Genomic DNA, 23,748 nt, shown 5'->3' with positions numbered 1-23,748 from the left:
AACGAATCAATAATGTAGAGACGTAGCAATGCTACGTCTTCTTTAATTTTTTTTGCTAAATTTTAGATCAATTTATCGTGATTTTTCATTTCATATTTTTTATTGCTTTTCTTCCATACAACAAACCCAATCCCAAACACTGCTAAACCCCATATAGAAGATGCTTCGGGAACTGATTTTACTTGGCTGGTAACTGTTACATTTTTATCTAGCGCATCACCAGTAAAATATACATAATTAAAAGCTTCTTTATCATCAAGTACGCTAGCGCGTAAAAATAATCCGCTCCAACGCGCAACTGTTTCTACAGCCACATCTTGAGCGATAGTCGGAACATTAGGATCTGGAAATGGACCGTCGGGGTTATTAGTATTAGTAATACCGTAGTGATTTGCACCAGAAATGCTAATTAAAGCTTTGGGTGGATTTTGAATATTATCGTAGGTTCTTTCGGCTCGGAAAGGAAGTGCTATACCTTCACGGGTTCCTTGTAATAGTGCGGTAGGAATTCCAGAATTATTGATGGGGATAAATTCGTCTGTGGCTTGATTGCGGAGGTTTGCACCAAAAAAGATTCCTGCAACTAATTCGTCTGGTTGCTCAAAGGAACCTTCACATATAAGTGGGATACAAGTGTTCGCAATTGCAGATAGTCCAACAGCACCCCCGAAGGAATGACCTAACAATGCTAATTTATCTGTATTAACAATACCTTTTACAGGTGAATTCTGATTGGAATTTTCCGTTTTTATCTGCGCTAAAACATCATTTATTTGAGAAGTTTCAGCAAAAAGTCCAGTTCCACCAATTTGTGGAATTGCTCGCTCTCTATTAGGTACTACTACTACAAAACCATAACGAGCCACAATACTGGCATATTCTGAATAACTTGATTTATCTACATTGGCACCTTGCAATAACAAAGCAATGGGAAAGGAATAGTCACCAGTGTTTAAATCTCTTGGTTTGGGAAAATAAATATCAGCTAAGTCATTATTTCCAGAGATAGTTATGCTGTACCTTCCAACATCTTGATAAATAGGTGCAGGATTGAAGTTTGCAGCTTTAGCTGTTTGTAGCGTACCTGAAAAAATCAATGCTGCACTCGCAGATGCTATTGATAACGTAAGCTTAGTCACTACAAATTAGTCCTTCTGTAAGTATTTATATCGGGCATTATAGCCGATCGCGCTCCATTAATCTTTGAGTCTATGTAAGTCTTTTTTATGCAAATTAGTTGTAAAATTTATTTTCTAAATAGTTTTATGTAGTCTTTAACTGTTTTATTTAAGTTTATAATACCGGATAAAAAAAATCTAATTTCATTAGTTAAAATTAAATTATTTTTATCTAATTATTTAAAACTTATATATCACTTAAAAATCTCTTTTTAATGAGAAAAACTCTTAATTATTAAATGTTTTTATTTAGTTTAGATACCTGTAATACAAATTCATAAAAATTAAACATTTTATATTTAATCAAAGTAAATTATCAAATTATCGCTCAAAAAATTTATAAAATAAAACCGTGACTCAATATTTACTATTATTCCTGACACATTTTGTATATTCTATAATTGCAATAAATGGCAATATTGTTAATAATATCTGATAGCAAATGTCTATATATCAGTTGATTGATAAATCATAATCATCATACAGGGAGCATTTTTATTGTGCCTTTTCGGATATTAAGTCTAGATGGTGGAGGAATTCGGGGAATCGTTGCGGCTAAAATGCTCGCGAAAATTGAAAAACAAATCGATCAACCGTTAAATAAGTACTTTGACTTAATTGTTGGAACTTCCACAGGCTCTATTTTAGCAGCCGCGATCGCAACGGGACGCAGCAGTGAAGAAATTGTCGATTTTTTCCAAAATAAAAGCTCAGTTATTTTTCCTTATCAAAGTCTTTTTTCTTTACAGCGAATTCCTTTATTATTCAGGTACGGTATACCCGCTCCTAAGTATTCCGATCAAGGTTTAACTAAAGTTTTACAAGGTGTTTTCGGAGAAACAAGATTATTCGATCTTGGTAGTTCACCAAGGTTATTAATCGTATCTTATGACACTATTGAACGCAATCCAATTATTTTTAAAAGTTGGAGACCAGATAAAGCTTATGGAAACGTTCCTTTGTGGGAAGTATGTGTTGCTTCCGCATCCGCTCCTACATATTTCCCAGCACATAAATTAGAGAAAAGAGTCAACGGAAATGTTAAAGATGCAAGTATAAATACGATTATATTAAGTGAGAATGAATCGACAGTTGATGATGTATATCTAAATGCCGAAATTAGAATTACTGATGGTAAAGGTAGCGGACAAACTCGGATTATTAAAAATTATATTGGTTCTGTTAGAAAAGCTACAGTAAATCCTGCTTGGGATCGAATTCCCGATAAAACATCTGCTTATTCAATCAAAACTATCTACTCGGCAATTGATGGTGGAGTAGCAGCAAATAACCCTTCTAGTTGTGGTATTGCAGAAGCATTACGCTTTGGTTTTTCCAGTGAAGAAATCGCAGTACTTTCCATCGGAACTGGAGATAGAACCCGAATCATTCCTTTTGAAAAAGCACAAAGTTGGGGTTTAATCCAATGGGCCCAACCAATTGTTGGTGTATTATTTGATGCTTCATCCGATATTTACGAATACATCAGCAAGCACATAGTTCACGAGCGGCTTTTACGTTTGCAATTCAATCTTGATAAGTCTTTAACAGGTAAACGTTTAAGCGATGATTTAGATGACGCTAGCGAAGAAAATATTAGTAATTTACTGGAAGCAGCAGACGCTTATATGAATTTACCAGAAGTTAAAGCTGGAGTGGAAAGGTTTTTACGATTTTAGATTTTGACAACGGATGATTTTATTTTGGATTTGTCCTGCAGATACGCTACACGAATGGATTAAAAGAGTTAGGATTTAAAGAATTTTGGATTGTAAAATAGGGATTAGAAAAATTTCTAAAAGTTATATGATTACAATCATTTTTGAGTTTATAATCGCTTTTAATTCATATATGTAGTGCGAGCATCTTGCTCGCTCGATTCTAGCGAGCAAGATGCTCGCACTACTAATTGTCTGTTTACTATTTAAAATCACTATAATTTTTCAAATATTATTTAATTAATTAATCATATTCTAAGAGTGAAATTGATAATTGTTCACTGTAAAGTATCTCCCGATTCAACATCAAACCAGTGGATATTCTGTGAAGGTAGAGCCAGAGTAATTTCTTCGTCATGCCAATTTTGGTCGGGAGGTAGTAAAGCGCGGATAACTGGCGATTCTGTCTGAGAACTGGGTATACGCACGCTGACTAATTTGTACATCCCTAAATTCTCGACTAAATATACTCTTCCTTTGACGATTTGCGTATCTTCTGGTAATGCGACACGAACGTGTTCCGGACGAATACCTAGAACAATTTGCGGTGTTAAGGTGGGAAGCTGCGGTAAGGTTACGGAAAAATTACCGAGTATGGCATTATTTCCTTGACAAGGTAGGGTAAGTAAATTCATCTGGGGACTACCTACAAAACCAGCCACAAATAAATTAGCGGGACGATTGTAAATGTCTGCGGGTGCTGCAAGTTGCTGGATGTAGCCGTTATTTAGAACTGCGACTTGAGAAGAAAGTGTCATCGCTTCGGTTTGGTCGTGGGTAACATAAACTACCGGCGCTTTTTGGGCTGCAAATATCTGCTTGATATCGGCTCGAACTCTTTCGCGTAACAATGCATCAAGATTACTTAAAGGCTCGTCTAATAAATAGGCTTGGGCTTTACGTACCAAAGCTCTACCTACAGCAACCCGCTGTCTTTGTCCTCCAGAAAGCTGTCCGGGTTTACGTTGAAACAACTCTTCTAAACCCAAAAGTCCCGCAACTTCTGCAACTCGTGTTTGAATTTCCGCACGGGGTACTTTTTTCAACTTTAATCCCGAAGCGAGGTTTTCCTGTACCGTCATATGGGGGTATAGCGCATAGCTTTGGAATACCATAGCCATATTGCGATCGCCAGCACGTTTGTAGGTAATATCCTCAGTTCCCAAGAATACTTTTCCTCTCGTCACCTCTTCCAAACCTGCAATCATTCGTAAAGTTGTAGACTTACCACAGCCGCTAGGACCGAGTAAGGTAAGAAATTCGCTATCCTCCACAGATAAACTAATGTCCTTAACCGGAACAACTTTGGGAGAAAAGGTTTTATTTAAGTTTCTTAGTTCAAGTTTAGCCATCTTTTATCCTTTAACCGCTCCTGCGGTAAGTCCTTGGACAATTTTGCGTTGGAAAAACAATACTAGTAAAACTAAAGGTAGCGTTCCTAAAACTGTAGCCGCAGCAATCGGTCCGTAGGGAATCTCGAAAGTTGATGCACCGCTTAATTGGGCTGCTGCAACGGGAATTGTTTTCATATCTTCACGGGTAATAAATGTTAAGGCGAAGATAAATTCATTCCAAGCAAAAATAAAGGTAAGAATTCCCGTTGTAACTAAAGCGGGGAGAGTCATCGGTAAAATAATCTGAGTTAACATTTGCCAAGTATTATAACCGTCAACTCTAGCAGAATCTTCTAAATCTTTAGGCAATTGCTCAAAAAAGCTGCGTAAAACTAAAATAGTCAGTGGTAGATTTATTGCGGTATAAGGAATTATCAAAGCTAGATAATTATTACCTAAATGCAGCATTTGCACAATTTCTAGCAATCCTAAAAACAGCAATATTCCAGGGAATAAAGTAACAATCAAAATACTTCCAAGAATAATATTTTGACCCTTGGGACGTAAACGCGCTAAAGCATAAGCAGCAGGCGCACCTATACCCAAAGAAAAAGCTGTAGAAAGAATTGAAACAAAAGCACTGTTTAATATATAACGCCAAAATGGGCGACGAGTAAATAATTCAGTGTAATGACTCAAAGTAATCCGAGTCGGAAAATAAATTGTAGGTAGTTTGGAAATATCTTCGTTAACTTTAAATGAGGTCAGCAACTGCCATAAAGCCGGTGCCAAACTGAATAAAACTACAAAAATTATTGCCATCCATAATAATATTGTTTTTAAAAGATTTTTTTTCATATCAATATTTTAAGGTCAAAGGTTAAAGGTCAAAGGTCAAAGGTTAGGATTACCCTAGCAAGCAAGATACTCGTACTAACTCCTAACTCATAACTCCTAACTCATAACTCCTAACTCCTAACTCCTAACTTCTAAGTAGTACTCGTGCGGGCTAAACGAAGCAATAAACTTGCAATCACCACTGCGAAAACTAATAACATAAAAGTTACTACAACCAGTGCGGCACCGTAACCAAAATCTAAATAGCGCATGATGGTAGAGTAAATATAAAGCGATACAACTTCCGTCGCACCTCCGGGACCACCACCCGTCATTACTGCAATTAAATCGAAGATTCCGAATGCTTGGGCAAACCGAAATAATACGGCTATCAAGATTTGAGGTATCAAAAGTGGCAAGGTTATTTGCCGGAAACTTTGCCAAGGTGTTGCTCCATCAATGGAATGTGCTTCATATAGATCGGCGGATATTGACTGCAAACCAGCTAATAGCAAGATACTGATAAAAGGCGTAGTTTTCCACACATCAGCCGTAATAACTGCGACCATTGCTAAAGTTGGTTCTCCCAACCAGTTAATTCCAGCTTGAATTAAACCTAATCGCTGCAAAATATCGTTTGCTACCCCGTATTGGTCGTTAAAAATCCAAGCCCAAGCTAAACCGATTAAAGCAGTAGGTAAAGCCCAAGGTAATATTGCTGTAGTCCGTACCACACCACGTCCAAAGAACTGTTGATTTAAAACTAAAGCTACGATCAATCCAAACAGCAATTCCAATATTACCGAAGCGCTAGTAAATATAGTTGTGACTAAAAAACTTTGCCAAAAACGACCATCTCCCACCATTCTTCCGTAATTATCAAAACCCGAAAAAACAGGCTGTAATTGCGTTCCCAAATTTTCCGTAAATAAACTTAACCAAAAAGCACGAGCGATCGGATAGCCAAAAACCAATAACAGCAATAGCATCGCTGGTATTAATAAAATCCACGCCGTTTTTTGTTCTCTACTCCGAATAGTTTCCATACTTAGCAGTTAACAGTGAACAGTTATAAATTGGTAATTGGTAATAGGTAATAGGTAATTGGTAATAGCGAGTAGAAATTACTTAATCTCCCCATCCCCCCATCCCCCTATCTCCCTAACAATTGACGAGTTTCAGAGGCTGCATTTTTCATTGCGGCTTCGGGGGTCATTCTCGAAGTTAATGCAGCAGAAAGATAGCGTTGTAAAATATCGGATGTTTGGGCATATTGAGCAATGGGGGGACGCAATACGGCTTGATCTACAACTTTTAATAACTGGGGATAATGGGGATATTTAGCCACAATTTGCGGGTCGAGAAATAATGAACGACGACTGGGTACGAAACCAGCTTCTAAGACAAATTTTCGCTGTGCTTCTTCTGATGTAAAATACTGAATTGCTTTCCAAGCTGCTTCGGGATGTTTGCTAGATTGAGATATTCCTAAAGCCCAACCTCCTAAACAAGCACCGCTACTACCATTTTTGGTATGCACCATCGGTTTGATTGCAATTTTACCGTTAATAACGGAAGATTCTGTATTTGCTAAAGGCCAAACATAAGGCCAATTTCTTAAGAAAACTGAATTTCCATTTTGAAAAATCCTTCTAGTTTCTTCTTCTTGATATGTAGTTACTCCAGGAGGAGAAATTTTGGTTGGTTGAATAGTAGTTTTCAAAAATTCTATTGCTGCTACTGTTTCTGGTTTATCTAAACCTACTTCTAAAGTTTCAGGATTTACCCAATAACCTCCGAAACCTTCGAGAATTTCGACAAACATTGCTGCTAAACCTTCGTATTGCTTACCTTGCCAAACATAACCCCAATCAACCTTACCTTTCTGTTGTAAAGATTGGGATATTTTGACTAAATCTTCAAAGCTTTCTGGAGGATTAAATCCTGCTTCTTTGAGTAAATCTTTCCGGTAATAAAGCATTCCCACATCACTCCGCATGGGAATAGCATATAGTTTATCTTTGTAACGTCGCCCTTCTACATCTTTTGGCGAAAATGCTGCTAATTCTTCTTTAGTAATTTTATCTGTCAAATCCAACAGCCAACCAGCAGCAGCAAATTTTGGTGTCCAAATGACATCCATATTAATTAAGTCATAGGGAGAATCACCCAAAATAAAGGCAGAAGTATATAAATCTTCTAGCAAATTTGTAGCATTAGGACCTTCAACAATATTAATCCGAATACCGGGGTTTTTCGCTTCAAAATCCTTGATTATTCCCTGTTTCCAAGGTTCAGCATCGGGGGCTGTCATCAGCAAGTTTAACGTTACCGGCTGCTGCGTTTGGGCTGGCTTTGTTGAAAAAAACACCATACCAAATACAACAGCAAGAAATATTGCGATCGCTCTAAATTTGAGTTTCTGCAATATTTTTTTGAGTTTTATCACTTGTAATTTCAACATTAATTATTGGTCAAACAACAGTACGATAGACACCACATTTCGTCTTATCAATAATTTTTGTGATGCCTACACGGCTTAGCTTAATATTTATTTGTATTTCTTAAGTTATTTAAACTTTATCGGTAATTTTGAGTATGGACATTATAACTCTTTTAAGTAAAACGGCTAGAGCGCGATCGCAAACAGCATTGTTAAATTCGATATCATCTATATATTAAGTGGGTGCATCCAATTTCTATTTATGCACTGTGGTTAATTTTTTTGACGATTGGTTTGGTTACGGCTGTTTTCTGATTAAGTGCGATCGCGAAAAAATTTATTAAAAATTATTCTAAAAACAAAAGGTTAAAAGTATCTTCACCTTTAACCTTCGACCTTTAACCTTTGACCTCTAACCTTTAACCTTTAACCTTCGACCTTTAACCTTTAACCTTTAACCTGATGACTACTCCCTCTCAAACAGCACATACTGAGCTTTTCCGCGCTCTTTCGCTTGGTACATTGCACTGTCTGCTTCATCTAATAAATTTGCTGGTTCTTCATGGCTAATGCTACTTAAAGCAATGCCAATACTAGCCGTAATTAATATTTTACGCTCGTTAATATCAAATGGCGTTTCTAGATTTTCTTGAATACGTAGGGCAACGTTAGTAGCATCCTTTACATCCTTGATATCCTCTAAAAGAATAGCAAATTCATCACCCCCAAATCTAGCTACAGTATCACCACCTCGCAGGCTAGACTTCACTAGTTGACTTATATCTACCAATAATTTATCACCCATCCCATGCCCAAATTTATCGTTAATTCCCTTGAAGCCATCCAAATCTAGGAATAAAACGCTAAATCGATAATTTTTTCTTCGTTTACTATGTTCAAAAGCCTGTGTAAGTCTGTCTCTAAACAATACTCGATTTGGTAATCCCGTAATCGAATCATAAAAAGCATTCTGTATCAGTTCCGCTTCTGTCTTTTTTCGTTGACTAATATCCTGAAATACCAATACCGCACCCAATATTTTTCCATCTTCATCGCGCATTGGTGCTACGTTATCTCCAATTGATGTTTCACTTCCGTCTTTTGCAATTAGTTTACAATTCTCCGGTAGACTCAAAACCTCACCCGTTTCGATGACTCGTGCGGCTAAATTATCAATTTCTTCTTCTGTCTCTGCATCTTTTAGCTGGAAAACTTCTAATAAGTTTTTACCAATCGCTTCTTTTCTTTGCCATCCAGTTAATGCTTCTGCAACCGGATTAATAATTTCAATACAAGAATTGATATCCGTGACAATTACTCCACAACCCATACTGTTAATTATTACACTTAACTGCTGCTTTTCTTGTCGCAATCCTTTGCATATTTGCTGTTTGTAAATAGCCATTTCGATAGCCATGTGTAAGTCTCTTTTAATAAATAGTTTGAATAGGTAAGCAAACGGCTTGTCAGTTGTTTTTAGGCTTTCATAAATATCTGTCAAATAGAATACCGAATCTGCATAATAATTTTGAATAATATTTGCTATTCGCTCACTATATGCTTTTACTATCAAGCAAATATCAATCAGTAATAAGCTTGAAAAACTTTTTACAACCCTTAATATCACCTCTTCAATTGAACTAACGATTCCTAGAACGGCATACCACAAATCAAAGTAAACTCTTTCTAATATGAAAAGTCTGATTTTCTTCATTCTCGTCAACTAGGACTTCTGAGATGTTCATATTATCGCTTCACCTAACAATTTTATATTTAGTTGCAATGTTTCGTATAAACCCGATTCAAATGCCAATAGCTCTATAATAATGAATACCGCAACTTACACTGTTCCTGCCTTACAATTTTGTCCATCAAAATTATGCTCAGCCCGTTACTGCCGTTATCATTATGTTTTACATCTATTTGATTGTTTTACAGGTTTAATATTGAGTCATTATAGCGAAATATTAATTTAATCGGAAACACTTAGTATAAAAATTATCTCTAAATAGCTAGTATTGTTTTTATTGAAAATGCTAATAATTAAGATTATTACTTAAAAAAAGCAAAATGTATTATTAATGAGATGGTCATCCATAATTACGAACCAATCCTAGATTAAAAACGTCTAATATCTGGTTTTTTTCATATCGCTAACCGTAAAAGATGGTTTGTGACTTAATCATCTGTAAAATAATCACACTTCCTACTGATATCAAGCACGCCAGCATCATACATTCGAGTTACAATAGGTAATATAAAGTGATACTTATTATCAAGAAATAAGAATTGCATATTGGTCTTGGATAAACATGACAATACCCCAAACTACCAAAAGCAAGAACCTGTTTAAATAAATTTTTCCCCTTGTATTTTGACAAATCAAGTCCATAGGAATATTCAAACTATAAATATAAATAGTTTTAAATATTGTTAACTTCCAACAGAGGGAATTTTCTTTCTTTTTTAAGAATAGGCAATGTTAGCCCCATTTGGAAATACGCTATTAGGCATATATTGAAGAATATCTAATTTAACCGTAAACTTTTGTGTTTAATTATACTTAGGAAGCGAAAAGCAAGTATATCGATAATTAGTCTACGTACCTATTTACTTCTAATTAATTCAATGGTAATCTTGCCACCAAAATCTGGAATTGGTGCAGCAGGTTTACTTAAACTTACTTGGACTTGCTTGACTAAATCGTCACAATGCAAAATAGAATCAGCAACAGCACTAGCAAGACGTTCAACTAAAGCAAACTTCGACGTTTTAACCAAATCTTGCACCAAACTAATAACGCTGCGGTAATCGATAGTATCTTCAATCGCATCACTTTGAGCAGATAGACTTAAATCCAACCACAGCTTCACATCCACCTCAAACCATTGTCCTAAGACTTGTTCTTCCGGTAGATAGCCAGTGTAACCGTAAGCGCGAATTCCCGTTAAGTAGATGCAGTCCATAATTGAGTTAGGAGTTATGAGTTAGAAGTTAGGAGTTATGAGTTAGGAGTTAGGAGTTATGAGTTAGGAGTTATGAGTTATGAGTTAGGAGTTATGAGTTATGAGTTATGAGTTAGGAGTCTAAAATTATTTGACCTTTAACCTTTGACCTTTGACCTTTAACCTTTAATCTTACTTTCTCATGCCGATTGGATTTAGAAATATTAACGAACTTTGGGCTTCTATATTTACCGAAACGCTTCAACGACTGGGTTTAAATTGTGCGGTGATTTGTCCGGGTTCTCGTTCGACTCCTCTTACAGTTGCTTTTGCTCAATCGAACGCTATAGAAGTGATTCCGATTCTCGATGAACGTTCTGCTGCTTTCTTTGCTTTGGGTAGAGCCAAAGTTACTGGATTACCTGTTGCTGTAGTTTGCACTTCTGGAACCGCAGGAGCAAATTTTTATTCCGCAGTTGTGGAAGCTAATCTTAGTCGCGTACCTTTATTGCTGTTAACTGCTGATAGACCGCAGGAATTGCGTAATTGTCATTCTGGACAAACCATAGACCAATTGAGACTATTTGGCAGTTATCCTAACTGGCAAACGGAATTAGCTATACCGAGAGCAACGATGGAAATGTTAGCTTATTTACGCCAAACGACGATATACGCATTTGAACAAACACTTTATCCAGTTTCTGGAGCAGTACATTTAAATATACCGTTTCGTGACCCTCTTCCACCAATTAGAAATGATTCCGATGTAAATTTAGGATTTTTAGAATCATTAAAATCAAGCTTTAACTCAGAAGAATTTTTTGCAGCAGTTGCGGATAAGTATCAACGAACGATTAATCATTCCCAAATACCTATTCCCCAAAAATGGTTAGAAACGAAAAGAGGAATTATCATTGCTGGAGTTGCTCAGCCACAACGATCGCAAAAATATTGTACTGCGATCGCGCAACTTGCCCAAAAGTTAAGATTTCCAGTTTTAGCGGAGGGACTATCACCAGTTAGAAATTATGCTTCACTCAACAAGAACATTATTTCTACCTACGATTCAATTTTGAGAAATTCACATCTAGCAACGCAGTTAATTCCAGAAGTAGTAATTCAAATCGGCGAAATGCCTACTAGCAAAGTATTACGTAAATGGTTGATCGAGAATAATTCTTTACGCTGGATAATTGAACCCTCGAATCAAAATATTGATGCTTTGCACGGAAGGGTAGTTCATTTACGAGTGAATGTTGAGGAGATGAGATGGGGGGATGGGGAGATAGGGAGATGGGGAGATACTTATCTCGATTTATGGCTAAGTGCGGAAACCCAGGTAAGAGAAAAAATGGATCAAACTTTGGCGGAAAAGACAGATTTATTTGAAGGTAAAGCTGCTTGGTTGCTTTCTCAAGTTTTACCACCGCAAACGCCTTTATTTATCGCCAATAGTATGGCGGTGCGGGATGTAGAATTTTTCTGGAAACCGAATAATTTAAGGATTCAACCATTTTTTAATCGGGGTGCAAACGGTATTGATGGAACCTTATCAACAGCTTTAGGTATAGCCCATCGTCAACAAAGCAGCGTCATATTAACGGGTGACTTAGCGTTACTGCACGATACCAACGGCTTTTTAATTAGAAACAAGTTTATCGGACATTTAACAATAGTATTAATTAATAATAACGGCGGCGGAATCTTTGAAATGCTGCCCATCTCGGACTTTGAACCGCCTTTTGAAGAGTTATTTGCAACCCCACAAAATATAGATTTTGCTCAACTTTGTCAAACTTACGGTGTGAAACACGAATTAATTACTTCTTGGAAAGAGTTGCATACTAAATTGAATCCATTACCAAATAAAGGAATTCGGGTTTTAGAAATACGCACCAATCGTAAAGAGTCAGCAAAATGGCGAAAAGAGAATTTGTAGGGTGTATTACGGCTAAAATCCTTTGAAATGGAGGTTATAAGATTGATAATGCCGTAACGCACCATTTTGATTTAATTGCTTTTTGAAAAATAGTTAATGAAAAAGTGCTAAAGCTCAACTACCAACCAATAAAATTTTCAGGGGAAGATAGCAAATTAAGTTGTAATACAAATAACCAAGAATTAACAACTAATAATGAACTTTGCCATCAATAGTCTTAATATAGCCTTGTGACGGTCTAATTAGATATTAATAAAAACTCAATCCTTAAAAAAGTAAGGTAGAACAAAATGAAAGATGGTTTTGAATTAAGATATGTCGATGGGAAAGGAGAAGGAATGTTTGCCACCCAAGCATTTAAGCCTGGTCAGACAGTAATGGTTGGAAGAATTGAAAAGAACTTGGATGAAAATAATTCTCACGCTTCACAAATAGCCCAAAATAAATTTGTTCTTCATGCTGGGTTTATATCCAAAGTGAACCACTCTTGCGATCCTAATTGTGGCATCAGAGTCAATCAAACAGGCGCTCATGATTTTGTTGCAATGAAAAACATCGGTGTGGGAGAAGAATTCAGTTTTGATTATGCGATGAGAAATTATTCTGTTAATTATTTTCCACCCTTGTGTATGTGTGGCACGAAAAAGTGTCGGGGAAGAATTACTGGTTGGAAAGATTTACCAGAGAGTAGGAGGAAAGATTACGAGGGCTTTGTCGCTCCTTACCTTCTTGAGCTTGAAGTGAAGAGCTAATCAAATTTCGTTAATAGCAAAGTGACCTTGTAATACCAATTCTGTATGAGGCTGCGCTAAATCACCCTCACTCTGGAAGAGTGGGGCTACTCCAACAAAGCCCACCTGCGTGGGCTGAATTAAGCGCAACTTTATAAAGAAATGGTATAAGTAGCTAAACGGTAAAAATCAAAATTTTAGGACTGACTTCTGTTGTAACCTAAAAAATTTATGGAAGCTTGTAGGGTGCGTTAGGCATTAAAATTCGTCGAGATGGAGGTTATAAGATTGATAATGCCGTAACGCACCATCTTTATTTAATTGATTTTTTAATTCTACGAACCAATAAAATTTTGATGTTCTACCGTACTTAATCCCTGCTGCAACACTTCCAAAACTTGAGCTAAATTACCTGACAACAAAGCCGATTTATCCAACCACAACCCTGGAAAAACTTGAGAATGAATTACGCCCTCAGCATCACCTTCTAATTGAATATATTCTCCCTCTTCAAGCTTAAACCAATCAAAAGCATTGTCGTATACTCGCCATACTAAATATTCTTGTACCTGATTGCGTCGGTAAACTTTGAGTTTTTCATGTAAATCGTAAGAAGCGGTACTAGCAGCAATTTCTACAATTAATTCTGGCGCACCTTCAACATAATCATCTTTACTAATACGCGACTGCCCACTATTTTCAATTCTTAACAAAGCATCTGGTTGGGGTTCATTGTCAGCATCAAGACGTACTGTAGAATTATCTGCGAATCCAACACCTGATGTTGCAGCCGTGTAAACTCCTAACCAAGTCATAATCAAAGCATGGGGTTCTCCATGACTTTTAATTCTCAGGGGGGATGCCAAGTAAACAACTCCTTCAATTAATTCAGCTTTTTTTAAATTAGGCATAGCATCATAACGATGCTCAAATTCAACACGGGTAAGCTTATCACCGCTTTCAAGAGGAGGAATAGTTAAAGGTGGTTTGGTAGTAGTTTTGGGTATCATGATTTTCTCCAGCTATATGAGAATTTTAGCAACTAGGCAGTTCTACAAAAACAGTGTTTTTTGAGGTATCAAATATGACTTTACTCAAATTTTCTCAAACATAATCGTAGGAAATGTAAACGTCCCGATGCTTCCCCTACAGCTAATGTTTGTCCATCTGGCGCGATCGCGCAACATCTGATTTCACTTTCTCCTGTAAAAGTGGCAATATCCTTTCCAAGCGAAGCATCCCACACTTTAATCTTTTCGTCACCTGAAGATAAAATTTGAAGATTATTATCAGAAGTGGTGGCAAGAATAAAAGGTAAAGTGCTACGAATACTGTGAAAAGTTTCTTCAATATCGCCAAATTTAAGTTTAATAATCTTTTGATTTTGTTTATCTCCAAAAGTAAATGCTAAATTTACATTTCCAGTTAAGGTTTTTTCATTTTCCCAAGTTTCGACTTTCCAGAATTTAAGAGTTCCATCTTTTGAAGCAGACCTTACCTGTTTCCCATCAGGTGTAAAATAAATTACTTCTACGGAATCACTATGAGGTGTTTTTGAGTTTTCAGTATCAAAGAATTTATGTTGTACGCACCTTTCTAGATTCCAAATTTTGATAGTATAATCATTTGAAAGTAAATTATAAATAGTACTTCCTGAAGCAGAAATTATCTTTGTTCCGTCAGAAGTAACTGCGACTGCAAGAACAGAACCAGTGTGAGCATTAATAGTGGCTTCATTCTCCCAAGTTCCCACCTTCCAAATTTTGAGAGTTTTATCTTCTGAAACAGAAATTATTCGTTCACCATCAGAAGTCACAGATATGGCACGTACTGAATTACTGTGACCTTTGAAGCTATATTCTTTCTCCCTAGTTTTGAGATTCCAAATAGTAAATGTTCCATCCTGTGATCCAAAAATTACTAATTCTTTATTAGGAATAGCTGTAGTAGACCACACCATATCACTCTCACCGAGACTAAATTCCTCTTTTCCAGTTTCCAAGTTCCAAACTCTGGGAGTGTCATTATATGAACCAGAAATTACTAGATTTTTATTGTCGGTATTAATTATTGCGAGTGCTTGTACTGAAGCTTTATGACCAATAAATTTATGAAGCACTTCTCCATTTTTTAAATTCCAAACTTTAAGAGAACAGTCAGAGGAAGCAGATATAATTTTTGAACCATCAGGAGTTAGTACAACTGCGTTAATAGAACCATGATGACCAGTAAGTGTGCGTATTAAATCTCCTGTATTTAAGTCCCATATCTTAATAGATTTATCATGGGAACCAGAAAATATGTATAAACCATCATGGCTAGTTATAACCGTATTCACTGAGTCATTATGAGCAGTGATAGTGCGTATTAAATTTCCCGATTTCAAATTCCAAATTTTGACAGCACCATCCTGCGAACCAGAAATCAGCTTCTGTCCATCAGAGGTAACAGCAACAGACCACACAGAACTACTATGACCACTTAAAGTACGTATTGAAGGTTCGCTAGGAGAAATTAAACTAGCTGTCAAAGGACGCAACCAAGCAATTTTAGTTTGCAATATTTGTTCTAGTAATACTTGAACTTCGGGCATATTAAAGTTCAGCAACCGCCCTAATAATTGTGTTGCGAGTTGCTTTGTATCTTTAATTGAAACATGGGCAGATAGCCGTAATGCTCCTTGAATCAATTGAAGCGTTTTTATAGTTTGTTTTTTCTCGTCTGAGAAGTTTGATAATTCCCCAGTTTCAATCAAAACATAATCTTTAATCAATGCCTCTACGCCTATTTCAATATGATTAACTTTCGCTTCTATAAATTCAAAATTATGCAGCAACCCATACAAATTATCCCACTGCTCCCCATCTCGTAAGTGTTCTGGATAATGTCTCAAAGCATAACAACTTTGGTGTTTCTGCCATTGACTACAGAAATCAATTAACTTTTGCAAAGGCTCCTCAGCATCGTCACCCAATTCTTTAGCAAACATAGTTCCCAGTAGAGGATGAGCAAAAGCGTAGTCTTTACCCCCGCTAATCTTCATCCAGCGCGTCACTTGCCAACATTGATGTAATTGGCGTAATTGGCGATCGCGCATTTGGGTAATAACTTTAATATCATCTTTTTCAAGCACACCTTTTGCTACCGCCAGCAATGCAAAAAACTGCCATCTTTCATCTGGTAATTCAAGTTCATCTAAACGCTTAAGTTGCTGCTTTACATACTTCTCAAAGCCTTGGGGCGTTTCTGCCAAGACAGAATGCACATCCTGCTGTTGCTTTGCAGCATGATTCAATTCATCAGTTAAGTAACTTAGGTAAAGCGGAAAGCCCTGAGTCATTTCATCAAGTTGATCCACAAAATTAGTATCATCCGCAAATAATGCCAACTCACCTTCACCTGTTCTTTTCAACCAGTCAGTAAGTGCAAATTTAGGTAAGCGCTTAAGGTGTAACTTTTGCGATTGTTCTATCCAATTTTCTAAATATTTTGGTTCTTCTGCTTCTGAAGCTCTCGCTGAAGCGATAACAAACACATTATCGGGTAGAGGAGTAGGAAAAGGTAATGAAAAAGGAATTTCAACTTCGTTTAATTCACCTAAAGCATCTACAACAATAATTAAGAGCTTATCTTCCCTTGCACCGCGTTCTCTTAATATGTTGTATATTGCTGCTCTCAACTCATCTAGTTCGTTGGGCTGTGGTTCGTTGTAAAGTTCGTAATAAATATGTAGTTGTCTTAGTAAATTTTTATAAGCGCTTTTAGCAGAGCGAGTTTTTTCCTCACGTTCAGAGAAGAAATGGTAAGCAATAAAACAGTTATTGTTCTGTCGTGATTGTAACCAATTAGCCAAGAGTGCTGTCTTCCCAAAACCAGCCTCAGCCGTTACGAGCATTGCACCACTTGAATTTTCGTACAAAAAATTGTCTAATTCTTGAGTTTCTTTAGAACGCCCTACAAATAACTGCGTGTATTCATTAATAATTTGTTCAACCTTATCAATTACTTCCCACTCAGGCTGTCTTCTTATTTCACCAAAATTTGCTTCTAAAATCTTTTCTACTTCACGTGCTTGCTCGATTTCAAATCCACTGACTTTTTCAAGAATATTTCGAGAATCCCAAATATCTTTTTTCGTATCAAACTTAAATTTACCTTGAATTATTTTATTAATTTCTTTATCGGAATAAGTTTTTTGCTTTTCTGTCAAAATATAAATAATCAGCCTGTCATACTTCTCGTATAACTTGTATTCAATAAACTTTTTCAATGTTTCTTGAACTTTTTTAATAATCGGCGTAGATGTAATTTGAAAAGCAACTCTGGCTGTTTCGTCTCCTAAATCAATACTGGGAAAATTACTACCTTCACTAAAGTTTAAATTTTTAAGATTTTTATAGCCGTAAATCTGAGCAAACAGAGGTATGACGACATTTTCAGATACCTTATTAATATCTGTTTGCTGCATAGCTGTAGCAGCCTTAATCTCAGTCACAAAAAGTGACATCAAATATCTTATTCTCTGTAGAGTTTTTTCAAGATTCATGCTTTACTGCAACTGAAGCTCTCGTTAAATCTAATCGTAACGTAGATGTAAGTGCTAATTATACAAGAAGATACTCAAAGCACTTAGAAGAAACTTTTGAAAAGTTCTATTAAATGCTTAAACAAAATAACCATTTTTGCATCGCAGCAATGAAAAAATTAGTCTTAAGTCCCCACACTACGATAAAATTCTCAAGCTAGGGTCAATGAATTACCCGTTACCAATTACCCATTAGCTATTAGCAGAGAATGCAAATCAACTGGCAAACCGCCAAAACCTACGAAGATATTTTTTACGATAAAGCCGATGGCATTGCGAAAATAACCATCAACCGTCCCCACAAACGCAATGCTTTCCGTCCTAAAACTGTTTTTGAACTTTATCAAGCCTTCTGCGATGCCCGCGAAGATTCTAGTATTGGCGTAGTTTTATTTACTGGTGCTGGTCCCCATACTGATGGAAAATATGCGTTCTGTTCGGGTGGCGACCAGAGCGTGCGCGGAAAAGCTGGCTATATCGATGATGATGGTACTCCCCGTTTAAATGTATTAGATTTACAGCGCTTGATTCGTTCGATGCCCAAAGTTGTAATTGCCTTAGTTGCAGGTTATGCGATCGGTGGCGGACACGTTTTACATTTAATTTGTGACTTGACAATTGCTGCCGACAATGCTGTGTTTGGACAAACTGGACCAAAAGTTGGTAGTTTTGACGGTGGATTTGGTGCAAGTTATTTAGCACGCATCGTCGGACAAAAAAAAGCTCGCGAAATCTGGTTTTTGTGTCGTCAATACAGCGCTCAACAAGCCTTAGAAATGGGGTTAGTAAATACGGTTGTACCTATAGAACAATTAGAAGCTGAAGGTATTGAATGGGCCCAAGAAATATTAGAAAAAAGCCCGATCGCAATTCGTTGTTTAAAAGCTGCTTTCAATGCTGACTGTGACGGACAAGCTGGTTTACAAGAACTTGCCGGAAATGCCACATTGCTTTACTACATGACAGAAGAAGGAGCAGAAGGGAAACAGGCATTTTTAGAAAAGCGCAAGCCAGATTTCCGTCAATATCCTTGGCTACCTTAGAGGATTTTGGATACTTCGGCAAGCTCAGCACAAGTTTTGGATTACCCTGCGGGAAGACGCTTCCGCGTCAATGGATTTTGGATTTCAACAACGGATACGTTGGTTTGGGATTTGGGATTTGGGATTTAGAGGATGCTGGGATGGGCTAATTTCCATATTCCCTACTCCCTACTCCCTACTTCCTACTCCCTAAAAAACTGCACCTCGATCAAGAAAGTGCAGTTCTTTTAAGGTGCAAGAGCGATTGAAACACTCACAATGCAAATTTTAAAATAAATTTTATTAGATTTGAAGTTTACTTGATTTAGAACGGTTATATTTTCTCTACATTGAAAACGTTAAAAGTTAGCTTAATAAAGCTTCTACCTTTACTGGAGTAGATATCCGTTCAACACGATCTACCTTCACTGCGAAGTTGTCAGAATTGGCTAATACAGGAGTAGCATATGGCAAACTCAAAGCATCTTCTAGGCTTTCCCATGAGGGAGCAAAGGGAGAGACCGCTAAAGAACAAGCTTTCCAACTGCCACGTACTGGCGCTCCTAGTTTCTGACAAACTCCTCCACGCCGACCTTCTGGTGAGAAGTGACGACAATTTCTGCAAGCTGAAGTGAAGTTTTGAATGCTTTTCATTTTTAATGCCGCCAGATGGCTAATTTACATCTTCTATTGTGCTTCTAGACATAAATACTGACTAATCCACCAACCCATTATAGTGTCTAGCTTTTCACGATCCCAACCCAAAAGATAACTTTATAATCTCTTTATGTTTGTGTGATATTTTTAAATTTTTATGTAACGAAAAAGAAACAAGTTATTGAAATCTATCCTAATTTTTATGCTTAAACCAATTAGGGATCGCGATTAATCGGCTTGTTTTAGATATAGGAGCATAGATACACTCAGCTTTAAGGAATACTTCTCTAGATTCATTAATTGATTATTTTTTGATAATTATCAATGGAAAATCATCAATAAACAATGAACAATTCTCAATACCCAATGCCCAATGCCCAATGCCCCATTTACCATGCTTAATTTAAACAGGACTTACGCGATTGTCACAAGACTCAGATGGTGCGTGACACTAAAACCTGATTATTGCGTTAAAAATCAATCAAAGTGTCACAGCACCCTACAAAAAAAATATGCCTTTTTGCTAAGTCCTATTAAAAAGACCTAGCAGCACAAATAGAACAAACTCCCCAACGTTCTAATTCTCCTCCTGGAGTAGGAGATTCGCAGTTAGGACAAAGAGGTAAAGATTGCGATCGCCTTTTTATGGTTTGAGACCAATCAGCGAAAGCAGTATGAGGATTTTTTGGCAAGGAGTGAATATTCTGGTTTCGGTCAACGATGTTCCCCAGGTAGCTGGGATGCTCGGCAGACGAAATATTTTGTTGCCGTAACGGTTTTTTTTTGGTACGCTGCCAACGAGCGGTAGAAAAGCGTATATCTACTAAAGGGGTTGGTAATATTTGATTTAACTTTTTTAGCAACTTTTGTCGTTCAAAGGTCAAGTTTTGCGCCCAAGCAGCGCCTGATGTTGCTACCCATAGAACTTCCCGTTCAATTGATATGGGCTGTGTATGAGTGGCAATGACTTTTCCCACAACTTCTTCCCAACAATCGAGCAAGCGTTGTAAGGGCTGTTGCTGGTATAAAGTTTCAATTTGCAATTGTTCTAAAATCTTGGGAATTGATTCAAAGGACATCTTGAATAAAGGTGAATCAAGGAATTACACCTTGGTAAAATCATATATCCATGATAATTTTCGCTAGGATTAGCACAAGGGTATCTATTTTTTACGGTAGATAATCTTGGCAGGCAGTCGGCACGGAGGCACGCGGGCAATGAGTGAAAACCCACTATCTTATTCTGGTAGTCAAACATCAAAACCATCTAACCTAAAACCCGTAATCAGCGCGGCTTTAGCAAGTTTAGAAGTCCAGCTTGATGAAGAATTGGCGCGGTATCGTCGAACGCGAATTTCACATAGAACGCCAATTCAAAAAGATTTTGGTAGCTTGATTGCTGCTAAACCGCAAGTTCAAAATACTATAAGTTTGGCAAATACTCAATTACAGCAGAATTTAACGGGTGAACAAGCTGCGGCTTATATAAGACAACAGCAAGCTTCCCCAAGTAACTCCCAAAGCAAAACCAAAACCCCTCCTCCTCCTCCCTTACCTGACTTTCCAGGAGTGGCTGCCGAAAAGGAGACGAGTGTCCATCATCAGCAGATTTCTTCTTCTGGTGAGGAGCATACAATACCATTTCCTGAAGCGACGACGAAGGTTCAAAGTCAAGCGACCCCGCCGTTAAATCAAAGCAGCATTGTTAAAGCGAACATTAATCATCAAAATACGCAAAACGAAAATTTAAACGAAGATTTATCACCACCCAACAATGTAACCACAAAGCAGCCAGATGACTATTTAGAATCATCTGAAGCTTTATTACGAAGCTTAGCGGAAGAACAACCCCAACCTAAACAGAAAGCTCGTCATGACAGTCTGCTGTCACCTTTGAGTATTGGCTCAATGCTGTTGCTTTTAGTCTCAAGTATTACTTTTGGCTATATAATATTTAACTTTGATAATTTTCCTTCTCTAAGCATCGGAAGCTTATTTAAGCGCAATCCCGAAATTCAGACTAGTAAAAATACTGAAAATGTTAGTAGCGTACAGCCAGATGAAACGCAATTAACGCCGATAACCAAAAATCCTAATTTGGCAAACGATGCACTCCCAGACATAAATAGTATTGATGATGTCGCCGGAGCAACACCCATAGCTAAACCGACCCCAGTAGCAACACCTCTTCAGGTAACAAGTCCAGCCCCAGCAGCACCTGCAACTACAGTCGGAGTGGCACCAACAATTGCACCAAGTACTGCAAGCACACCCGTCCCTGAACCTGAAGCAACGCCAACACCCCAAAACCTTGATGAAATAAAACCATCGAATGGTGCATTTTATAATGTCATCGTAGATAATACAGGTGACACTTTGGCCAAGGTTAAAAAAGTAATTCCAGATGCATATGTGTCTCCAGAAGGCAAATATGTTTATTTGGGTGCCTTTAAATCCAAAGAGAGATTAAAAAAACATTTAGAACTTCTCAAAGAAAATGGAATTACGGCGAGGGTAGAAGAACCTAGACAGTGAGCAGTGAACAGTGAGCAGTGAATCGGGACTAAAACAAAAATATGGGAAATAGATAATCGGTTGGGGCTTTTAAACTGTATGTCTTTCCTTTTATTCTAATGTTTAGCTGATAACTGATAGCTGATAACTGCTCACTGAGAACTGATAACTGAAAAAATGGAGATTTAACTTATGGGGCTGATTGAGCGTATCGGGCGCTTATTTCGTTCAAATGTGAATAGTTGGACGGCTGCACGGGAAGATCCAGAGAAAATTTTGGAACAAACCGTTTATGAGATGCAGGAAAATTTGGTGCAGATGCGACAAGGAGTAGCGCAGGCGATCGCCACTCAAAAACGCACCGAACGACAAGCGGCTCAGGTTCAATCTACAGCAGAGGAATGGTATCGTCGCGCTCAAATGGCTTTGCAGCAGGGTAATGAGGTTTTAGCGCGAGAAGCCCTTACCAAACGCAAAGCTTACCAAGAAACTGCAACAGGTTTTACCGAACAAATTGGGCAACAAAAAACTTTAGTAGCTAAACTTAAAAAAGATATGCAGTCTTTAGAGTTAAAAATCTCTGAGGCTAAAACCAAAAAAGATATGTATATTGCTCGCGTTCGTTCTGCTGAAGCTTCTTTGCGACTTCAAGAAATGCTTGGTGATGTTGGTAATACCAGTTCGCTTAAAGCGTTTGAAAAGATGGAAGACAAACTTTTAGAACTCGAAGCCAAACAAGACGCGATCGCCATATCTGGTACAGATGAATTAGAAGATAAATTTGTTAGCTTGGCAGACAGTGATGATGTAGATGCCGAACTTTCGGCAATGAAAGCACAACTACCAAGTAGTAAGCCAGAACAACAACCTCCCCAGTAGTTACATGAAATTTTATTACAAAGCCTGTAACATTTATTTTGAAAATTGAGGCTTACAACAGGGACTATTAGAGAAGAGTAAGATTACATTTGAAATAGGTAACTATATAAGTAGTAAAAAACCTAACTTTTTATTGCTAGAGCGTAAATCTCAAGAGGAAAAAAATTATGGGATTGTTTGACCGCGTAAAACGAGTAGTCAGTGCTAACCTCAACGACTTAGTGAGCAAAGCCGAAGACCCGGAAAAAATACTCGACCAAGCCATCATCGAGATGCAAGAAGACCTGGTGCGCTTGCGTCAAGGGGTGGCTCAAGCGATCGCTGCTCAAAAACGGACTGAGAAGCAGTACAACGACGCTAACAATGAACTTAACAAGTGGCAGCGTAATGCGATGCTAGCGTTGCAAAAAGGCGACGAAAACCTAGCTCGTCAAGCCTTGGAGCGCAAGAAATCTTTTACTGATACTGGAAATAGTCTTAAAACAAGTTTAGACCAGCAAACCGCTCAAGTTGATACTCTCAAGCGCAGCTTAATGCAGCTGGAGAGCAAAATTTCTGAAGCGAAAACCAAGAAAGATATGCTCAAAGCGCGAGTCAGAGCAGCCAAAGCGCAAGAGCAACTCGAAGGAATGGTCAACGGGATGAATACCAGCGGTGCAACGGCTGCATTCGAGCGCATGGAAGAAAAAGTTTTGATGCAAGAAGCACGCGCTCAATCAGCAGCAGAAATAACTGGAGCCGACTTAGAAAGTCAATTTGCACAGTTAGAAGCAGGTAGCGGTGTCGATGATGAATTAGCTGCTTTAAAAGCGCAAATGAGTCTACCTGGAAGCGGAACAGCAAGCCAACCCCAACTACCAGAACAAACTGACACTAAGCAAAACCAGAATAAAAGCGAACCAGTAGATGCGGAATTAGATTCATTACGCAAAGAATTAGACCAGATGTAATTGTTTATACTTTTCG

At 37.6% G+C, this 23,748-nt stretch carries 18 protein-coding genes; 7 read left to right on the top strand and 11 right to left on the bottom strand.

Annotation, left to right across the window (positions count from 1 at the left end; translation table 11 throughout):
* Positions 1-62: 62 nt before the first annotated feature.
* Positions 63-1,139 carry an alpha/beta hydrolase family protein gene (locus VB797_RS07785; RefSeq protein ID WP_323237100.1) on the bottom strand — a complete coding sequence of 359 codons (1,077 nt, stop codon included), beginning with the start codon at positions 1,137-1,139 and terminating at the stop codon, positions 63-65.
* 539 nt (positions 1,140-1,678) lie between these two features.
* Between VB797_RS07785 and VB797_RS07780 the strand changes: the two genes are divergently transcribed.
* On the top strand, positions 1,679-2,857 hold the full coding sequence (locus VB797_RS07780; protein ID WP_323237099.1) for a patatin-like phospholipase family protein: 1,179 nt from the start codon (positions 1,679-1,681) through the stop codon (positions 2,855-2,857).
* A 317-nt stretch (positions 2,858-3,174) separates the two neighbouring features.
* On the opposite strand, the gene VB797_RS07775 is transcribed toward VB797_RS07780, so the two are convergent.
* From VB797_RS07775 to folB, 6 genes are all read right to left on the bottom strand, one after another.
* Positions 3,175-4,248, bottom strand: a complete 1,074-nt coding sequence (locus VB797_RS07775; protein WP_323237098.1) for an ABC transporter ATP-binding protein — start codon at positions 4,246-4,248, stop codon at positions 3,175-3,177.
* A 3-nt stretch (positions 4,249-4,251) separates the two neighbouring features.
* Positions 4,252-5,088 (bottom strand): carbohydrate ABC transporter permease, encoded by an 837-nt coding sequence (locus tag VB797_RS07770; RefSeq protein WP_323237097.1) that lies wholly within the window; start codon positions 5,086-5,088, stop codon positions 4,252-4,254.
* Between the two features lie 131 nt (positions 5,089-5,219).
* Positions 5,220-6,113, bottom strand: a complete 894-nt coding sequence (locus VB797_RS07765) for a carbohydrate ABC transporter permease (RefSeq protein WP_416350848.1) — start codon at positions 6,111-6,113, stop codon at positions 5,220-5,222.
* Between the two features lie 107 nt (positions 6,114-6,220).
* The gene (locus tag VB797_RS07760) at positions 6,221-7,531 is read right to left on the bottom strand and encodes an ABC transporter substrate-binding protein (RefSeq protein ID WP_323237096.1); all 1,311 of its coding nucleotides are present in this window, start codon (positions 7,529-7,531) and stop codon (positions 6,221-6,223) included.
* Between the two features lie 445 nt (positions 7,532-7,976).
* Positions 7,977-9,224: a diguanylate cyclase domain-containing protein gene (locus VB797_RS07755; RefSeq protein ID WP_323237095.1), complete on the bottom strand. Its 1,248-nt coding sequence runs from the start codon at positions 9,222-9,224 to the stop codon at positions 7,977-7,979.
* 892 nt (positions 9,225-10,116) lie between these two features.
* Positions 10,117-10,476 carry a dihydroneopterin aldolase gene (gene folB, locus VB797_RS07750; RefSeq protein ID WP_323237094.1) on the bottom strand — a complete coding sequence of 120 codons (360 nt, stop codon included), beginning with the start codon at positions 10,474-10,476 and terminating at the stop codon, positions 10,117-10,119.
* A gap of 181 nt (positions 10,477-10,657) precedes the next feature.
* Between folB and menD the strand changes: the two genes are divergently transcribed.
* The gene (gene menD, locus VB797_RS07745) at positions 10,658-12,394 is read left to right on the top strand and encodes a 2-succinyl-5-enolpyruvyl-6-hydroxy-3-cyclohexene-1-carboxylic-acid synthase (RefSeq protein ID WP_323237093.1); all 1,737 of its coding nucleotides are present in this window, start codon (positions 10,658-10,660) and stop codon (positions 12,392-12,394) included.
* Between the two features lie 290 nt (positions 12,395-12,684).
* Positions 12,685-13,146: an SET domain-containing protein-lysine N-methyltransferase gene (locus tag VB797_RS07740; protein WP_323237092.1), complete on the top strand. Its 462-nt coding sequence runs from the start codon at positions 12,685-12,687 to the stop codon at positions 13,144-13,146.
* A 314-nt stretch (positions 13,147-13,460) separates the two neighbouring features.
* Here VB797_RS07740 and VB797_RS07735 read toward each other — a convergent pair whose 3' ends face one another.
* Positions 13,461-14,135, bottom strand: coding sequence for a Uma2 family endonuclease (locus VB797_RS07735; RefSeq protein ID WP_323237091.1), 675 nt, complete (start codon positions 14,133-14,135; stop codon positions 13,461-13,463).
* An 80-nt stretch (positions 14,136-14,215) separates the two neighbouring features.
* A complete protein-coding gene (locus VB797_RS07730; protein WP_323237090.1) occupies positions 14,216-17,671 on the bottom strand; it encodes an SMEK domain-containing protein in 3,456 nt (1,151 codons plus the stop codon).
* 248 nt (positions 17,672-17,919) lie between these two features.
* Between VB797_RS07730 and menB the strand changes: the two genes are divergently transcribed.
* Positions 17,920-18,753 (top strand): 1,4-dihydroxy-2-naphthoyl-CoA synthase, encoded by an 834-nt coding sequence (menB, locus tag VB797_RS07725; RefSeq protein WP_323237089.1) that lies wholly within the window; start codon positions 17,920-17,922, stop codon positions 18,751-18,753.
* A gap of 345 nt (positions 18,754-19,098) precedes the next feature.
* On the opposite strand, the gene VB797_RS07720 is transcribed toward menB, so the two are convergent.
* Together VB797_RS07720 and VB797_RS07715 are read right to left on the bottom strand one after the other, a co-directional pair.
* A complete protein-coding gene (locus tag VB797_RS07720; RefSeq protein ID WP_323237088.1) occupies positions 19,099-19,386 on the bottom strand; it encodes a hypothetical protein in 288 nt (95 codons plus the stop codon).
* A gap of 536 nt (positions 19,387-19,922) precedes the next feature.
* The gene (locus VB797_RS07715) at positions 19,923-20,468 is read right to left on the bottom strand and encodes a DUF721 domain-containing protein (RefSeq protein ID WP_323237087.1); all 546 of its coding nucleotides are present in this window, start codon (positions 20,466-20,468) and stop codon (positions 19,923-19,925) included.
* A gap of 139 nt (positions 20,469-20,607) precedes the next feature.
* On the opposite strand from VB797_RS07715, the gene VB797_RS07710 reads away from it, so the two are divergent.
* The 3 genes from VB797_RS07710 (at position 20,608) to VB797_RS07700 (ending at position 23,732) form a co-directional block, all read left to right on the top strand.
* Positions 20,608-21,924, top strand: a complete 1,317-nt coding sequence (locus VB797_RS07710) for a hypothetical protein (protein ID WP_323237086.1) — start codon at positions 20,608-20,610, stop codon at positions 21,922-21,924.
* 171 nt (positions 21,925-22,095) lie between these two features.
* A complete protein-coding gene (locus VB797_RS07705; RefSeq protein WP_323237085.1) occupies positions 22,096-22,782 on the top strand; it encodes a PspA/IM30 family protein in 687 nt (228 codons plus the stop codon).
* Between the two features lie 167 nt (positions 22,783-22,949).
* On the top strand, positions 22,950-23,732 hold the full coding sequence (locus VB797_RS07700; protein WP_323237084.1) for a PspA/IM30 family protein: 783 nt from the start codon (positions 22,950-22,952) through the stop codon (positions 23,730-23,732).
* Positions 23,733-23,748 lie beyond the last annotated feature (16 nt).

Origin of the sequence: Rivularia sp. UHCC 0363, from assembly GCF_034931125.1 — a bacterium.
Lineage (GTDB): Bacteria > Cyanobacteriota > Cyanobacteriia > Cyanobacteriales > Nostocaceae > Rivularia.
The sequence above is the reverse complement of the archived record's forward strand: the minus strand, read 5'-3'. Positions and strand labels throughout refer to the sequence as shown.

Bases quoted from the DNA above. Each gene is read 5' to 3' on its own strand.
- VB797_RS07775 (WP_323237098.1), bottom strand. From the start codon at position 4,248: ATGGCTAAACTTGAACTAAGAAACTTAAATAAAACCTTTTCTCCCAAA.
- VB797_RS07770 (WP_323237097.1), bottom strand. From the start codon at position 5,088: ATGAAAAAAAATCTTTTAAAAACAATATTATTATGGATGGCAATAATT.
- VB797_RS07765 (WP_416350848.1), bottom strand. From the start codon at position 6,113: ATGGAAACTATTCGGAGTAGAGAACAAAAAACGGCGTGGATTTTATTA.
- VB797_RS07760 (WP_323237096.1), bottom strand. From the start codon at position 7,531: ATGTTGAAATTACAAGTGATAAAACTCAAAAAAATATTGCAGAAACTC.
- VB797_RS07755 (WP_323237095.1), bottom strand. From the start codon at position 9,224: ATGAAGAAAATCAGACTTTTCATATTAGAAAGAGTTTACTTTGATTTG.
- folB (WP_323237094.1), bottom strand. From the start codon at position 10,476: ATGGACTGCATCTACTTAACGGGAATTCGCGCTTACGGTTACACTGGC.
- menD (WP_323237093.1), top strand. From the start codon at position 10,658: ATGCCGATTGGATTTAGAAATATTAACGAACTTTGGGCTTCTATATTT.
- VB797_RS07740 (WP_323237092.1), top strand. From the start codon at position 12,685: ATGAAAGATGGTTTTGAATTAAGATATGTCGATGGGAAAGGAGAAGGA.
- VB797_RS07735 (WP_323237091.1), bottom strand. From the start codon at position 14,135: ATGATACCCAAAACTACTACCAAACCACCTTTAACTATTCCTCCTCTT.
- VB797_RS07730 (WP_323237090.1), bottom strand. From the start codon at position 17,671: ATGAATCTTGAAAAAACTCTACAGAGAATAAGATATTTGATGTCACTT.
- menB (WP_323237089.1), top strand. From the start codon at position 17,920: ATGCAAATCAACTGGCAAACCGCCAAAACCTACGAAGATATTTTTTAC.
- VB797_RS07720 (WP_323237088.1), bottom strand. From the start codon at position 19,386: ATGAAAAGCATTCAAAACTTCACTTCAGCTTGCAGAAATTGTCGTCAC.
- VB797_RS07715 (WP_323237087.1), bottom strand. From the start codon at position 20,468: ATGTCCTTTGAATCAATTCCCAAGATTTTAGAACAATTGCAAATTGAA.
- VB797_RS07710 (WP_323237086.1), top strand. From the start codon at position 20,608: ATGAGTGAAAACCCACTATCTTATTCTGGTAGTCAAACATCAAAACCA.
- VB797_RS07705 (WP_323237085.1), top strand. From the start codon at position 22,096: ATGGGGCTGATTGAGCGTATCGGGCGCTTATTTCGTTCAAATGTGAAT.
- VB797_RS07700 (WP_323237084.1), top strand. From the start codon at position 22,950: ATGGGATTGTTTGACCGCGTAAAACGAGTAGTCAGTGCTAACCTCAAC.